The organism is Terriglobales bacterium, from assembly GCA_035764005.1.
In the GTDB taxonomy this organism is placed as follows: Bacteria; Acidobacteriota; Terriglobia; order Terriglobales; family Acidobacteriaceae; genus Gp1-AA112.
Genome location: DASTZZ010000077.1, coordinates 1 through 15,035 on the forward strand (window position 1 = coordinate 1; position 15,035 = coordinate 15,035).

The 15,035-nt window shown below is 56.3% G+C and carries 13 protein-coding genes; 4 read left to right on the forward strand and 9 right to left on the reverse strand.

The features are described 5' to 3' along the window. Window positions 1-384: 384 nt before the first annotated feature. The 7 genes from sufT to VFU50_13135 all read right to left on the reverse strand — a co-directional run bounded on the left by sufT (window position 385) and on the right by VFU50_13135 (window position 7,218). A complete protein-coding gene (sufT, locus tag VFU50_13105; protein HEU5233795.1) occupies window positions 385-975 on the reverse strand; it encodes a putative Fe-S cluster assembly protein SufT in 591 nt (196 codons plus the stop codon). Between the two features lie 188 nt (window positions 976-1,163). Continuing rightward, the gene (locus tag VFU50_13110) at window positions 1,164-1,610 is read right to left on the reverse strand and encodes an SUF system NifU family Fe-S cluster assembly protein (GenBank protein ID HEU5233796.1); all 447 of its coding nucleotides are present in this window, start codon (window positions 1,608-1,610) and stop codon (window positions 1,164-1,166) included. Further along, window positions 1,610-2,887: a cysteine desulfurase gene (locus VFU50_13115; GenBank protein HEU5233797.1), complete on the reverse strand. Its 1,278-nt coding sequence runs from the start codon at window positions 2,885-2,887 to the stop codon at window positions 1,610-1,612. Before VFU50_13115 ends, VFU50_13110 begins: the two co-directional genes overlap by 1 nt. Continuing rightward, a complete protein-coding gene (gene sufD / locus VFU50_13120; protein ID HEU5233798.1) occupies window positions 2,884-4,350 on the reverse strand; it encodes a Fe-S cluster assembly protein SufD in 1,467 nt (488 codons plus the stop codon). The genes VFU50_13115 and sufD overlap by 4 nt, the downstream gene beginning before the upstream one ends. Beyond that, entirely contained in the window at window positions 4,328-5,092 is a 765-nt protein-coding gene (sufC, locus tag VFU50_13125) for a Fe-S cluster assembly ATPase SufC (protein ID HEU5233799.1), read from the reverse strand. Before sufC ends, sufD begins: the two co-directional genes overlap by 23 nt. A 189-nt stretch (window positions 5,093-5,281) precedes the next feature. Further along, window positions 5,282-6,739, reverse strand: coding sequence for a Fe-S cluster assembly protein SufB (gene sufB, locus VFU50_13130; protein HEU5233800.1), 1,458 nt, complete (start codon window positions 6,737-6,739; stop codon window positions 5,282-5,284). After that, window positions 6,736-7,218 carry an SUF system Fe-S cluster assembly regulator gene (locus VFU50_13135; protein ID HEU5233801.1) on the reverse strand — a complete coding sequence of 161 codons (483 nt, stop codon included), beginning with the start codon at window positions 7,216-7,218 and terminating at the stop codon, window positions 6,736-6,738. The genes sufB and VFU50_13135 overlap by 4 nt, the downstream gene beginning before the upstream one ends. A 400-nt stretch (window positions 7,219-7,618) precedes the next feature. On the opposite strand from VFU50_13135, the gene VFU50_13140 reads away from it, so the two are divergent. From VFU50_13140 to VFU50_13155, 4 genes are all read left to right on the forward strand, one after another. Beyond that, window positions 7,619-9,607, forward strand: a complete 1,989-nt coding sequence (locus tag VFU50_13140) for a DUF3857 domain-containing protein (protein HEU5233802.1) — start codon at window positions 7,619-7,621, stop codon at window positions 9,605-9,607. Continuing rightward, window positions 9,558-11,591, forward strand: coding sequence for a DUF3857 and transglutaminase domain-containing protein (locus VFU50_13145; protein ID HEU5233803.1), 2,034 nt, complete (start codon window positions 9,558-9,560; stop codon window positions 11,589-11,591). Before VFU50_13140 ends, VFU50_13145 begins: the two co-directional genes overlap by 50 nt. Window positions 11,592-11,696: 105 nt before the next feature. Continuing rightward, window positions 11,697-12,089 (forward strand): hypothetical protein, encoded by a 393-nt coding sequence (locus tag VFU50_13150; GenBank protein HEU5233804.1) that lies wholly within the window; start codon window positions 11,697-11,699, stop codon window positions 12,087-12,089. A gap of 145 nt (window positions 12,090-12,234) precedes the next feature. Then, the gene (locus VFU50_13155; GenBank protein ID HEU5233805.1) at window positions 12,235-13,380 is read left to right on the forward strand and encodes a serine hydrolase; all 1,146 of its coding nucleotides are present in this window, start codon (window positions 12,235-12,237) and stop codon (window positions 13,378-13,380) included. A 140-nt stretch (window positions 13,381-13,520) separates the two neighbouring features. Here the strand turns inward: VFU50_13155 and VFU50_13160 are convergent, their stop codons facing one another. Both VFU50_13160 and hisF read right to left on the reverse strand, forming a co-directional pair. Further along, on the reverse strand, window positions 13,521-14,195 hold the full coding sequence (locus tag VFU50_13160) for a 1-(5-phosphoribosyl)-5-[(5-phosphoribosylamino)methylideneamino] imidazole-4-carboxamide isomerase (protein ID HEU5233806.1): 675 nt from the start codon (window positions 14,193-14,195) through the stop codon (window positions 13,521-13,523). Next, window positions 14,189-14,956, reverse strand: coding sequence for an imidazole glycerol phosphate synthase subunit HisF (gene hisF, locus VFU50_13165; GenBank protein ID HEU5233807.1), 768 nt, complete (start codon window positions 14,954-14,956; stop codon window positions 14,189-14,191). The genes VFU50_13160 and hisF overlap by 7 nt, the downstream gene beginning before the upstream one ends. Window positions 14,957-15,035 lie beyond the last annotated feature (79 nt).

Consider the following 15,035-nt stretch of genomic DNA (forward strand, 5'->3'; position numbering starts at 1 on the left):
CACTCCCCGCGCCTGACCAGCAGTCGGCATGGAAGTTGGTGCGGAGCCGAGGGCGATCAGGCCGCCCGCCACTGCGGCTAGACTTGGCATTTCCACTCCTGTGTAATCGGGCCTGCGCGATTGGCTAAATCTTTTACTTACATCCCGATAGACGCGTGAGGGGAGAAAAGGTAAGCCGTGATTATACGGCGAGATGAAGGCGCGAGGGAGAGAATAACCTGCGTGGAATCAGCAGCTTGAACAGAACCGTCGGCGGTAGCGGATGGGCCGGAGATGGCCGAATGGCCAGCTCCGGGTGGAATGATGCCGCAAGCTCTCTCGATAAGTGCAGCCGCAAAAACCGCGGCTACCCCCACCGGCTACCGCCGGCGATTCCGTTGCGCTTCATCGCATGATCGGCATGGGCGAGTAGCCAGCTCCATAATCCAAGTCGAAACCGAGCTGGAGCTTCGCCGCCTCCGACATTAATCCAGGGTGCCATGGTGGATCGAAAACTACCTCAACCTCAACCTGCTTCACCTCTGGAAGGGAGGAGAGCTTGCGCTCGACGTCAGCCTTGAGCACATTTCCCATGCCGCAGCCGGGAGCAGTCATCGTCATCTTCACATCGATCTTCCTTCCGGTGCCAGCCTCCGAGATGGCGCACGAATAAACCAGTCCGAGATCGACGATATTTACGGGAATCTCGGGATCATAGACGGTTTTCAACTGATCCCAGACCATCTGCTCGTTGAAGCTTCCGGTTTGCACTTCAGGCTGTGTTCCCGTTTCGGGCTGATGAGGAGTCAGGCCGAGCGCATCGGCATCGCGGGTATCGACGCGGTACATTCCTCCATGGTCGGTCCATACGGTGTAACTGCCGCCGAGCGATTGCATGATCCGAACCTGCGTTCCGGCCTGCAGCACCTCGTGAATGCCGCTGGGGATGCCGATAACTTCACATGCGCGGGTTAGATTGATGCGTTCGTTGGTCATAATCGTTAACCTTCCCTTCTGCACCCCGACGCGCCAGCGGTCTGTCATTCCGAACGCCTGATGTTGGCGGAGGAATCCCTATCGACTTCGATGCCCGTGGATACGTTTGTTGAAATCCGTAGGGATTCCTCTCTCCTGCTCACGCGAAAAACGCGCGTGAGCATCCGCTCGGAATGACAACCGAGAGACTACTCCGTCGAAACTGCGTCCTGCTTGCCTTCCAGCGCCGCATGTAGCGTGTGCCAGGCCAGCGTCGCGCATTTCACGCGCACTGGGAATTCCGAGACGCCGGAAAATGCTGCCAGCTTGCCTACATCAGCATGGTTTCCGTTCGCCTGGCCGGTGACCAGCTTGTGGAACTCGGAAAAAAGTTTCTCCGCTTCCTCTTTGCTCTTGCCTTTCACGCTCTGCGTCATCATGGAGGCGGAAGCTTTCGAAATGGCGCAGCCTGAACCTTGAAAACCGATGTCACGAATCGTGTCACCATCGAGATCGAGGTAGAGTGTGAAGTGATCGCCGCAGAGAGGGTTAAAACCTTCAGCTTTGTGGTTCGCCGACGGCAGCTCGCGGTAATTGCGGGGTGCCTTGCTGTGCTCCAGGATCACTTCCTGATAAAGCTCGCGGAGGTCGGCCATCAGGCGAAGACCTCCTGCACTTTCTTGATGCCGGCCACCAGAGCATCGACTTCCGCTTTCGTGTTGTACAGTGCAAACGAGGCACGCACGGTTGCCGGAATGCCGAAGCGCTGCATGATTGGCTGGGCGCAATGATGTCCGGTGCGAACTGCGATTCCTTCCTGATCGAGAATGGTACCGATGTCGTGCGGATGCACGCCTTCCATTACGAAGGAAAGCACGGCAGCTTTATTCCTCGCAATTCCGATAATGCGAATTCCGGGCAGCTTCGAGAGTGCCTGCATTGCGTACTCCAGCAGTTCGTGCTCGTGCGCGGCAACGTTCTCGATTCCGACGCTGTTCAGGTACTTGATGGCCGCACCAAGCCCAATTGCGCCTGCCACGTCCGGGGTGCCGGCTTCGAACTTGTAGGGCAGTGTGTTGTACTGCGTCTTCTCGAACGTCACTGAACGAATCATGTCGCCGCCACCCTGATACGGCGGCATGGCTTCGAGCAGCTTGTATTTTCCATACAGTACGCCGATCCCCATGGGCCCATACATCTTGTGGCCGGAGAAGGCGTAGAAGTCGCAGTCGAGATCCTGGACATCGACTTTGATGTGCGGAACAGCCTGGGCGCCATCCACAACTACCGGAACATTGTGCGCGTGCGCGATCCTGATGATTTCCCGGATTGGATTGATCGTGCCGAGCGCGTTCGATACATGTGCCACCGCGATAATTTTTGTTCGGGGGCCAATCAGCTTCTCGAATTCGTCGAGCAGCAGCTCGCCCTGATCGTTGATCGGAATCACGCGTAATTTCGCACCTTGCTGTTCGCAAAGAATCTGCCAGGGGACGATGTTCGAGTGGTGCTCCATCGCGCTGACGAGCACTTCGTCGCCCGCTCCGACGTGAGCGCGTCCGTAGGTCTGAGCAACCAGATTGATGCCTTCAGTCGTGCCGCGCACGAATATCAACTCTTCCGTCCGCGCGGCGTTAATGAACTCCCGCACCGCTTCTCGTGCCGCTTCGTGCTCTCCGGTTGCGTGCTCGGAAAGAAAATGAACACCGCGGTGGATATTGGCATTGCCGCTTTGGTAGTAACGCGTAATGGCATCGATGACCGGCTGCGGCTTCTGCGAGGTCGCCGCATTATCGAGATAAACGAGAGCCTTACTACGGACCTTCTGGTTCAGAATGGGAAAGTCGCGGCGCACGCGTTCCACATCGAAAGTCGGTGACTCGACGAGCACTGGACCAGGTTCACGCGAGAGCGTCTTGGCTGCCGTGGTCATCCGACCTCCTGCCAATTGCGACCGTGAGCCGAGGCATTCGGTGTTTTCGATTCTGATCCAGAACCAAACTGCAGATTGCTGAGGAGCTTTTCGATGCCACTACGAACCGAGTCTTCTCTCATCCGATCAAGACATTCGCTGGCAAAGGCCATCAGCAGCAGCTTGCGCGCCGAGACTTCGTCAATGCCGCGCGAGCGCAGATAGAAAAGTGCATTCTCCTCGATCTGGCCGATGGTCGCACCGTGCGTACACTTCACATCGTCGGCATAGATTTCGAGCTGCGGTTTCGTGTCGATTTGGGCATTGTCCGAGAGCAGAAGATTGCGGTTGGTCTGCTTAGCATCGGTCTTCTGCGCGTCTTTGTGGACGATAATGCGACCGTGAAAAACGCCGTGCGCGCTGTCGTCGAGAATCCCGTTGTAGAACTGGCGGCTGCTGCAGTGCGGCTTCGAGTGCTCCACCAGCATGTAATTGTCGAGGTGCTGCTTGCCGCTGCCAACGAACAACCCGTTGATCAGGCACTCGGAGCCTTCGCCTGCAAGCACGGGATGAACGTTGTTGCGCACAATGCCTCCGCCGAGCAGCACGGAGTGAGACGCGACGTTCGCGTTTCTTCCTTGCTCAATGCGCAGCGTCGAGATGTTGAACGACTGCTTGTGCTCGCGCTCGATCATGTAGTGAGAGACGATCGCTCCGTCTTTCGCGACTAACTCAGTCGCGGTGTTGCAGAGCGAGCCTGCGGTGTCGCCGAGAGACACGTAGTCTTCAATGATCGCAACCTGGCTCTCTTCCTCGACTACAAACAGATTGCGCGGATGACTCATGGTCGGCGTATCCGTCGGCGGTAGCGGATGGGTGACCCACTCGCTACCGCGAGCGGTACTGACCGGTGAAGTAGAGATAAAGAGCAGATAGATCGGCTGCTTGACCACAGTGCCGCGGCGGACATGGACGAACGCTCCGTCCTCAGCAAATGCCGTGTTCAAGGCACAGAACGCGTCGCGCTGAATATTGAGATAACGTCCGAGGTGGTTTTCCACCTCAGCGGACTTCGTCGAAATTTCCTTGGCAAGTCCATTGACCGTCACGCCTTTCGGCAACTTATCCAATGATGAAAGCTCAGGAGCGAAGTGGCCGTTCACGAAAACCAGTTGGCACGCGACTTCCGTGAATCGCAGATCCGCAAGGCTGTCTTTTACGACTCCGCTCTTTGGAGAAAGACGGAACTGCGTTTGTGCAATTGCCGAGATGTTGGTGAAGCGCCAATCTTCGTCGCGAGTGGTCGGCAGGCCGACCTGGCAGAAGCGAGCGAACGCATCGGCGCGCAGATTGCGCAGCCACGGCTGGTCATGACCGACGGCGACTTTTTCGAAGTCGCTGAAGGTCTCGAGATATGTTTGCAGTTCCTTAACCGGAGCGATCACCTTCTGCTCACCTTTCCTACGCGCTGATGGGCTCGGCATTTTCAATCCAGCCGTAGCCCTTCTCTTCTAGTTCTAGCGCCAGCTCCTTGCCGCCGGAGCGTACGATGCGTCCATTCACGAGCACGTGTACGAAATCGGGAACGATGTAGTTCAGCAGCCGCTGATAGTGCGTGACCACGATCATGGCGCGCTTCGGGCTACGCATGGCATTCACGCCTTTTGCAACAATGCGCAGCGCGTCGATATCCAGTCCCGAATCGGTTTCGTCGAGAATCGCGAGCTTGGGCTCGAGCAGCGCCATCTGCAGGATCTCGTTGCGCTTCTTCTCGCCGCCGGAGAAGCCTTCGTTGACGGATCGGTTCGTGAACTTCTCGTCCATATCGAGCAGCTTCATCTTCTCGCGATAGAGCGGGATGAAGTCCATCGCGTCCATCTCGTCGTCGCCGTGATATTTGCGAACCGCGTTCACCGCCGAGCGCATGAAGTACGCATTGCTGATGCCGGGAATCTCGACCGGATACTGGAAGGCCATGAAGACGCCCTCGCAGGCTGCGTCCTCGGCTTTCATCGCGAGCAGGTCTTTACCTTCGAACAGAATTTCGCCGGACGTGACTTCGTAGCTCTCGCGCCGCGCGAGGACCTGCGCCAGCGTGCTCTTGCCTGACCCGTTGGGGCCCATAATGGAATGCACTTCGCCCGGGTTCACCGTCAGGTTTATGCCTTTGAGGATCTCGTGGCCGCCCACGGTCACGTGCAGATCCTTAATTTCCAATAAGCTCATTCATTCCTCTTTCTAGTTTGAAACCTGTTTTCACCACGGAGGCACGGAGAACACGGAGAGTTGAGTAATTTGGTATTTGAGTAATTGAGAAATCGATGCTAAGCAGCGGGCATTTGCTCAATTTCGAAATTACACAATTACCAAATTCTTCCTCCGTGTTCTCCGTGACTCCGTGGTGAAAAACGGCGCTTATCCCACGCTACCTTCGAGGCTCACGCTCAACAGCTTCTGCGCCTCGACAGCGAACTCCATCGGCAGCTCGCGGAAGACCCTCTTGCAGAAGCCGTTCACGATCATTGAGACGGCATCCTCGGCTTTCAGTCCACGCTGGCGCAAATAGAAGAGCTGGTCTTCGCCGATCTTCGATGTTGAAGCCTCGTGCTCCATGCGCGCGCTCGAATTCTTCACTTCGATATACGGGAACGTGTGCGCGCCACACTTGTCGCCGATCAGCAGCGAGTCGCACTGCGTGTAGTTGCGCGCGCCTTGCGCTCCCTTGAGGATCTTCACCTGGCCGCGATACGTGTTCTGTCCGTGGCCGGCGGAGATGCCCTTCGAGACGATCGTGCTCTTGGTGTTCTTCCCAATATGGATCATCTTCGTGCCCGTGTCGGCCTGCTGGTAGTTGTTGGTCAGCGCTACGGAATAGAACTCGCCTACCGAGTTCTCACCCTGCAGGATGCAGCTCGGATATTTCCAGGTGATTGCCGAGCCGGTTTCGACCTGCGTCCACGAGATCTTCGAGTTCACGCCCAGGCACTTGCCGCGCTTGGTGACAAAGTTGTAGATTCCGCCTTTACCTTCTTTGTCGCCGGGATACCAGTTCTGCACCGTGGAGTACTTGATCTGCGCGTTGTCGAGCGCAACCAATTCGACGACCGCGGCGTGAAGCTGGTTCTCGTCGCGAATCGGAGCGGTGCAGCCTTCGAGATAGCTCACGTACGCGCCTTCGTCGGCGACGATCAGCGTGCGCTCGAACTGTCCGGTTTCGGCGGCGTTGATGCGGAAGTATGTGGAAAGCTCCATCGGGCAACGCACGCCCTTGGGCACATAAACAAACGATCCGTCACTGAAGACTGCGGCGTTCAGCGCGGCAAAGAAGTTATCGGTGTAGGGAACAACTGAGCCGAGGTACTTCTGTACCAATTCGGGATGCTTCTGCACCGCTTCCGAGAACGAACAGAAGATCACGCCGGCTTCGGCGAGCTTGTGTTTGAAGGTGGTCGCAACGGAAACGCTGTCAAAAACGGCATCGACTGCCACTCCAGCCAGCATCTTCTGCTCCTGCAGAGGAATGCCGAGCTTTTCATAAGTACGAAGAATCTCGGGATCGAGCTGATCCAGGCTCTCAAGCTTCGGCTTCTGCTTCGGCGCCGAGTAGTACGTGATTCCCTGATAGTCGATCGGACCGTACTTGATGTTCGCCCAGGTCGGCTCAGCAGCCGCCTTCTCCTGCGAAGCCCAATAGCGATAGGCCTTGAGCCGCCACTCCAGCATGAACTCCGGTTCGTGCTTTTTGGCCGAGATCAGCCGAATGATGTCTTCGTTCAGACCTTTCGGAATTCGCTCTTCTTCAACGTCAGTAACGAATCCCCACTTATATTCGCGCTCGGCTAAATCTCGAATCGCATTTACGTTCGTGCTCATTGCACTCTCCCAGAATGGAACCTTACTGCGGGTAGCTGGTGACCTTCCGCATCTTTGATGACGGTGAGCTGCATCGGTTGAACTAAATCGGCCAGCGTCACCTTCTCCAGCGCACCGCGCACAACTTTACTGATGATTCGCTGGTTCGTCTTGATCGGGCAGCACGTCTCGATCTCGCAAACGCCCTCAATATCGGTACTGCAATCGGTGAGGGCGATCGGGCCTTCGAGGCTGGCGACGATATCGGCCAGCGAGATCGCCTGCGGCAGCCGTGACAGGCTGTACCCCCCCTTGATGCCGCGATGCGATACCAAGAGCCCGCCCTGCATGAGCTGCTTGAGGAGCTTGCTTACCGTGGGCAGAGGGAGCTTCGACTTGTCGGCCAAGTCCCTCGCTGTGTGGAGCTGGCGCTCATGCTCCCGCGCCATGCAGGTCATCAAAACCAGCCCATAATCGGTAAGCTTGCCTAAGCGAATCATCGTGTTTTCAGCAACTTGGCTATATGAGCCAAACAGGACTGAAACAGTCTGGTTTTATTGTATTAGGGCCAAGCACCGAGTTGCAAGCCGCGCTGGGACTGAACCGGCGCCGATAGGAGGTGGACCGAAGGTGGCCAAAGGCCAGCTCCGGGCATGACGACAGAGTTGGCAATCTGGGGAACCGGAGCCGCAAAAGCGCAGCGGCCTTGCGCCCAGGACGACGGTTAGTGTTTCCCGAAATAGCACGCTGAATCTCTTAGCACCATTGTGTGGGAACTACATCAAAACCACGGTCATTTTTAAGCCAACTGACTCCTTGACGTGTGGGACGAGCCGCTATATTGTCGTTTGCCGCGAGTGTAGCTGCCTCGACTTTTCCCAACGGAGTTCCAACACTTCCGTGCTTTCTTCGCGCATCCTGCAAACCTCTTTCTGGGCATTCGTACTTAGTCTCGCTTTAACCGGCTTTTCAAAGTCAGCCATGGCCGACGGCATTCCCCCGGTCACCCCCGAAGAACTGAAGATGACGGCCGAACCGCTCGCGCCGGGCGCGCCGGCGATCATCCTGTTTCGCCAGGTCGATCGCGACGATCGCGGTCTGACCGCGCATGAGAACGACTTTGTGCGCATCAAGATTCTGACCGAAGAAGGACGCAAGTACGCGGATGTCGAGATTCCTTTTGTCAGAAGCAGCGGGAACAATGTCGTGGGGATCAAAGCTCGAACGATTCGGCAGGACGGATCGGTCGTTGACTATGACGGGAAAGTTTTCGATAAGCAGATTGTGAAGGCGAAGGGTGTGAAGTACATGGCCAAAACCTTCACCCTTCCCGAGGTTCAAGTTGGCAGTGTTATCGAGTACTCATATACGGTCGATCTACCGGAGTACACGCTCTACGATTCACATTGGATCCTCAGCGATGAACTGTTTACTAAGAATGCGGCCTTCTCGCTGAAGCCCTACACCAACGACTACATTCCATTCAATGTTCGCTGGAGCTGGCAAGGATTGCCTCCGGGAACCGAGCCGCCGAAGGAGGGTCCGGACCATGTAGTCCGGATGCAGGCCCACAATATTCCAGCCTTCCGCACGGAAGACTACATGCCTCCGGAGAACGAACTGAAATCGCGCGTCGATTTCACCTACAGCGATGAACTGCCGGAGAAAGACGCGAACGCGTTCTGGAAAAAGCGGGGCAAGAAGCTGAACGGCAGCGTCGAAAGCTTCATCAACAAGAAAAAAGCGATGGAAGAGGCGGTCGCGCAGATCGTCAGTCCGAATGACGCTCCCGAAGTCAAATTGCAAAAGATTTACGCGCGGGTGCAGCAACTGCGCAATACCACATACGAAGTGCAGAAGACCGAGCAAGAGCAAAAGCGCGCCAAAGAGAAAGAAGCGAGCAACGTTGAAGATGTTTGGAAACGAGGCTACGGAGATGGGTCCCAGCTTACATGGTTGTTTCTTGCGTTAGCGCGGGCTGCCGGCTTTGACGCCTCAGGCGTAATGGTCTCAGAGCGGCGGAATTACTTCTTCAACCCCATCATCATGGACGCCTACAAACTCGACACTAATGTTGTCGACGTCAAGCTCAACGGCAAGGACACATATTTCGATCCCGGCATTGCGTACACGCCGTTTGGAATGTTGACATGGTCGGAAACCGGAGTGGAGGGTCTCAGACTCGATAAAGACGGCGGCACCTGGGTCCACACTACCTTGCCGGAAAGTTCAGAGTCGTGCATTAAACGCAATGCAGTCCTCACGCTTTCGGATACCGGCGATCTGGAAGGAAAGCTCACCATCACTTTCACTGGCCTTGAAGCAATGCAGCGGCGCCTCGAGGAGAGGAACGAAGACGAAGCTGATCGCCGCAAGTTTCTCGAGGACGAGGCCAAAGAGAATATTCCGGCGGCCAGCGAAATTGATTTAACCAACAAGCCGGAATGGAACAGCTCATCGCCAACGTTCGTTGCCGAATACAAAATGAGGATTCCCGGCTGGGTTTCAGGCGCAGGGAGACGCGCGATGATGCCGGTTGGGCTCTTCAGTGCGCCGGAGAAGCGTGTCTTCGAACATACAGAGCGCGTGCATCCGATCTACTTCGAATATCCATTCGAGAAGCTGGATGACGTGACTATTATTCTGCCGGTCGGGTGGCAAGTGGGCAGCCTGCCGCCCGCCAAGATGCAGGACGCGAAGTCTGTTCTATACGAGCTGAAGGTCGAGAACGATAAAGCCGCTCTTCATCTGAGCCGCAGATTGAAGGTGGACATGCTCCTATTGCCGCAGAAGTACTATCCAGCGCTGCGCAACTTTTTCCAGGTAGTGAGGTCCGGGGATGACGAACAGGTCGTGCTACAGCCAATCGGTACAAGCGCCAGCAATTAACTTCAAATTCTTTCAAGTTCCATTCTGGGCATTATTGTGTGTCCTCGCCTGGGCGCCATTTTCCGCGGCCTCGAGCGAAGCTCCGCAGTGGATGCACGCACTCGTGAATGCTCCTTTGCCAGCTCATGACGAGAAGACCGATGCGGTTCTTCTCTACGCCGAGACCGACGTCAACGTAATTTCGGCCGACAAGATCAGGAAGGTAGTGCGAAGAGCTTACAAAATCCTGCGTCCCGGCGGACGCGACTACGGCATGGTTTTTGTATCGATGAACTCGAACCGGAAGGTCACGAGTTTGCACGGCTGGTGCATCCCTGCGCAAGGTAAGGACTACGAAGTCAAGGATAAGGACGGAGCTGAGATTGCCATTCCCAAAGTGGAAGGCAGCGAACTGATCAGTGACGTCAGAATGAAGGTACTGCAGATCCCCGCGCCGGATCCGGGAAACATCATTGGCTATGAGTATGAGGTGGAAGAGCATCCCCTGGTGCTGCAGGACGTTTGGAACTTTCAGCAGGAAGACCCGGCGCGGGAAGTTCACTATTCGCTCGAGCTCCCAAGCGGCTGGGAGTATAAGTCGGCATTCCTCAACTTTGCCGAGGTGAAACCGACGCAATCCAGCGGAAATCAATGGCAGTGGTCGTTGAGCGACATAAAAGGCATCCGCAAAGAAGATGACATGCCGCCGCTCGTGGGCGTGATGGGCCAAATGCTCGTCTCTTTCTACCCGCCAGGAGGAGCAGCGGCCAACGGATTCACGAACTGGGAGCAGATGGGCCGGTGGTACGCGAACCTGACGAGCGGACGCCGCGACGCTTCGAACGAGATTAAACAAAAGGTCGCGGAACTAACCGCATCTGCTCCGACGCAGCTCGAGAAGATGCGAGCCATCGCGCGGTTTATGCAACAAGATGTGCGTTATGTCGCCATTGAGCTGGGTATTGGAGGATGGCAGCCTCATCCGGCAGCGGAAATCTTCTCTCACCGGTATGGAGACTGTAAAGACAAAGCTACGCTGATGAGTTCAATGTTGAGCGCGATCGGAGTGGACTCCTACTACGTTGCCATCAATACCGAGCGTGGATCAATCACTGCGGACACGCCTGCAAATCAGGGATTCGATCACGTGATCCTCGCGATTAAGCTGCCGGACAGTATCAACGATCCCTCGCTGGTCGCGACGATCACATCTCCCAAACTAGGACGGCTCCTATTCTTCGATCCCACGAACGAGTTTGTTCCTTTCGGTCAAATCGGAGGTTATCTGCAGGCGAATTATGGTCTGCTGGTCACATCCGACGGCGGCCAGCTGGTTGAATTGCCGGAGCAGCCGCTCAACATGAATAGCATTACGCGCACGGCAAAGTTCACCCTCGATCCCACTGGCAAGCTGGAAGGAAGCGTCGAAGAAATGCGGATGGGCGATCGCGCGTGGACGCAACGGGAGGCTCTCCGCGAAGTCACCAGCAACACCGACCGGATCAAGCCCATCGAAAGCTTGCTTGCCGGCTCGCTCTCGAACTTTCACATCACCAAGGCTTCAATACTCAACCTCACACACAACGATCAGCCATTCGGGTTCAACTACACCTTCGAGGCGGAGAACTATGCGAAGACTGCAGGCGATCTGCTGCTGGTCCGCCCGCGCGTGATCGGAAGCAAGTCGCGCGGAATTCTGGAAACGAAAGAACCGCGTCAGTTCCCCATTGAATTTGAAGGCCCAATACAGGACACAGACAATTTCGAGATCACCTTGCCGGCTGGATACCAAGTAGACGAACTACCGCCGCCGGTCGATGCCGATTTTGGCTTCGCCAGCTACCACTCGAAGACCGAGATAAAAGGCAACGTAATCGACTACACGCGAACGTTCGAGGTCAAGGAACTTAGCGTGCCGGTGAGTAAGGCCGACCAGTTGAAGAAGTTCTATCGCATTATCGCGAGTGATGAGCGCAATACGGCGGTGTTGAAGCCGGCAAAGTAGCTGCTGCAGGCAGCCGAAACCTCGGTTGGCAATTGTGGTCCCATTCCGGCGGAATGTGACTTTCGTAATTACCTCGCCGCGGCAAACCTCCGCCAAGATGTGCCCATGAAGCTGCGCATCTGCTTCCTGGTAATATCGCTCGCGGCGCTGATTTGGTACGGCGTTGTCCAGTTGGCTCCGAGTGGGCGCGCGGCTACCGTCTCCACCCAGTTCCATCAGCTCGGGAAGACGGCGATGCTCAGACTCGAGAGTGCCCAGGATGCTGAATCGGAGTCAGAGTTCAACATCCGCATTGCCAGTGCGGATACGGCGGTGGATATTGCGCGACGAGCAACCGTAAGCGCCGCCGATCAACGCGAATTCGCACAGTTGATGAGTTACATGATGGCAGTGAAGCAGGATCATACAATGGCGCTCACCAGCTCCGATCCCAGCCAGCCGCCGGATCACGATGCAGTAAATAACGCGCGCGCCGCCGTCGAAGCTACTTTCAAATAGCTACTCGATTTTTGCAGCCATAATCCGGCAATCGATTCCGAAACAACCTTCCAACGATTCGTGAATTGGGAGTCACACCACTGCTGTTGGTGTGACTCGAGGCTTCCGTGCGAGCGCATGAGTTTGCACTTCACTTAAACTGCTGATGATGGAGACTGTGCTGCGAGCTCATGGATTCGAAGTTGTCGGAAATGCGCCCGGGTGTGCTATCCGACGCGCTCCCGGATACTCCGGCAGCAGCGCGCTTGCCGTATTAGCCACCGGCATCGCCCAGCACGCGTTTCCTGGGGCGGCCTTCGCGGTTTCCCGCGATGGGAATATCGTGCTGCAGGGAGCCATTGGTCGTTTCACCTACGACGAAGCTGTAGAGAACGTAACGCTTTCGACTGTCTTCGATTTGGCATCGGTAACAAAGGTGGTTGCGACTACCGCGATGGCAATGCTGCTCAATGATCGCGGGGTACTCAATCTGAAGCAGAAAATCGTAGACGCCCTGCCGGAATTTGCCACCGACGATCGCAGGCGGGAGCAGATCACCATTGAGATGCTGCTCGCGCACTCCTCCGGTTTGCCGGCTTACGAGCGTCTGTTCGAAGCAGCGAATTCTCGCCAGGAACTGATGAAGCTGGCATTCAGGATTCCTCTTGTTGCGGATCCCGGCACCCATGTCGAATACAGCGATATCGGATTCATCCTGCTGGGCGTGATTCTCGAAAGCCTTGCAGGAGAACCTCTGGACATTTTTTGCGCCCGCGAGATTTTTGCGCCATTGCGCATGAAGTCAACTCGCTTCCGTCCCGCCGAGCGCGTTCGCAGCCAGATTCCTCCGACGCGCAACGATCAAGATTTCCGCCATCGTGTGATTCAAGGGGAAGTACATGACGAGAATGCCAGCATGATGGGTGGAGTCGCCGGGCATGCCGGCGCATTTGGAAATACGTCTGACCTGATGTCCTTTTCGGCGGCCATGCTCGACTGTGGGCCAGCGCTGTTCCAAAAAGAGACCGTTGCCTTGTTCACGCGCAGACAATCGTCTCCTGCCGGTACGTCGCGGGCGTTGGGATGGGACACGCCGTCATCGCCGTCGCAATCCGGCAATCACTTCTCGCCTTCCTCTTTTGGGCATTTAGGATATACAGGCACTTCGCTGTGGATCGATGGCGAGCGGCGGATCGCGGTTGCGCTGTTGACGAATCGCACATGGCCCGACAATGCATCAAAGTTGATCAAACAAATCCGGCCGGCGTTTCACGATGCAGTGATGGACGAAGTGCTGCGGATTACGCGGTGACAGAACCGCCGCCAGGAGGTGGTGGGTCGATATTGGGCGTCAAGCCCAATATCGAGTGCTGCTCCTGACAAACCCGAACCACTCATTCAGCCGCTAGGATCGCGGCTGACCCACCGGCTACCGCCGCCGGTTCTGTCTGCTCAAGCCTGCAGTACGCCCGTGTAGATGGCCATTCCCACAACGGCATCGATTCCCATTTCATCCAATCGCGCAATCTCTTCTGCCGATTTGATCCCACCGGCGACGATCAACTTCTTTCGCGTCGCATTGCGGAGATCTTCGAGCACGGAAAAAGGAAATCCCTGCAACATGCCTTCTGTATCGATATGCGTATAGAGAAACGCTGAGCAGGATGGCTCCAGCTTGCGCATGGCATCAGCCGGGCGAAGGCCTGTGCTCTCTTTCCATCCTTTTACGGAAACGTATCCGCCGCGTGAATCGACGGCGAAGATAAGCTGGTCTGCTCCAAGTCGATCGGCGAGACTCTTCGCGAATGCAATGTTTACATCGGTTGCCGAAAACAGAGAAGAGCCGATGATGGCCTTCTTCGCACCCCATTCGAGCACCTGTCTTGCAGCTTCGGCCGTCCGCAGCCCACCACCGACCTGGCAGGCGAGTTCAGCGCACAGCCCTTTCACTAGCTGTTGGTTGTCTCCCTTTCCCATTGCGGCATCGAGATCGATTACCTGGACTACGGAAAACTTGCTGAAACGTCGAACCCATTCCGGAAAATCGTCAAATTCGAGCGCTTTGCGCTCGCCTTGGACAAGCTGCACAATTTTGCCGCCCATCAGGTCGATCGAAGGAATCAGCATGGCAGCCTCATCGGAATACCTTCCTGTTGCAGAGCGGTTTTCAGGTCGCGGACGTTCTCGATACCAAAATGGAATATCGATGCAGCCAAAGCGGCGTCAGCTTTGCCGGAACGAAATACTTCGACAAAGTGGCTGGCGTTTCCCGCGCCGCCAGAAGCGATCACCGGAATCTGTACGGCGGAGCTGACCCTCGATGTGAGTTGACACTCAAAGCCAATGCCCGTGCCATCGCGGTCCATGGACGTGAGCAGAATTTCTCCAGCGCCGCGCTGTTCGGCCTCGATTGCCCACTCAGTAGCAGTTCTTCCGGCCGGAGTTCGTCCTCCCGCGACGTAAACGTCATAACGTTGGCCGTTGCTGCCGAGGCGGGCGTCAATGGCAACAATCACCGCCTGCGATCCGAAGCGCACCGCGATCTGCTCGATGAGCTTTGGATCGCGTATCGCGGCGGAATTAATGCTGATCTTGTCGGCGCCTGCTTCGAAGATCGCCTCAGCATCGGCGAGCGTGCGAATGCCTCCGCCTACTGTGAACGGAATGAAGAGCTCCCGAGCGGTACGGCGAACGGTATCGATGAGAGTTCCGCGCTTCTCGTGAGTGGCAGTGATGTCGAGCAACACGATCTCGTCCGCACCCGACTCTGCATGCGCGCGCGCAAGCTCAGCCGGATCGCCGGCATCGCGCAGGTTCAGGAATTGCGTGCCTTTAACGACGCGTCCAGCGTCGACGTCGAGGCAGGCGATGATGCGTTTAGTCAGCATTCAGACAAAGCCAAGACAAGATTGAACATGGAGCGCACAGAGGTAAGATATGGATTACATCTGTGCATGTAAGCGCCTT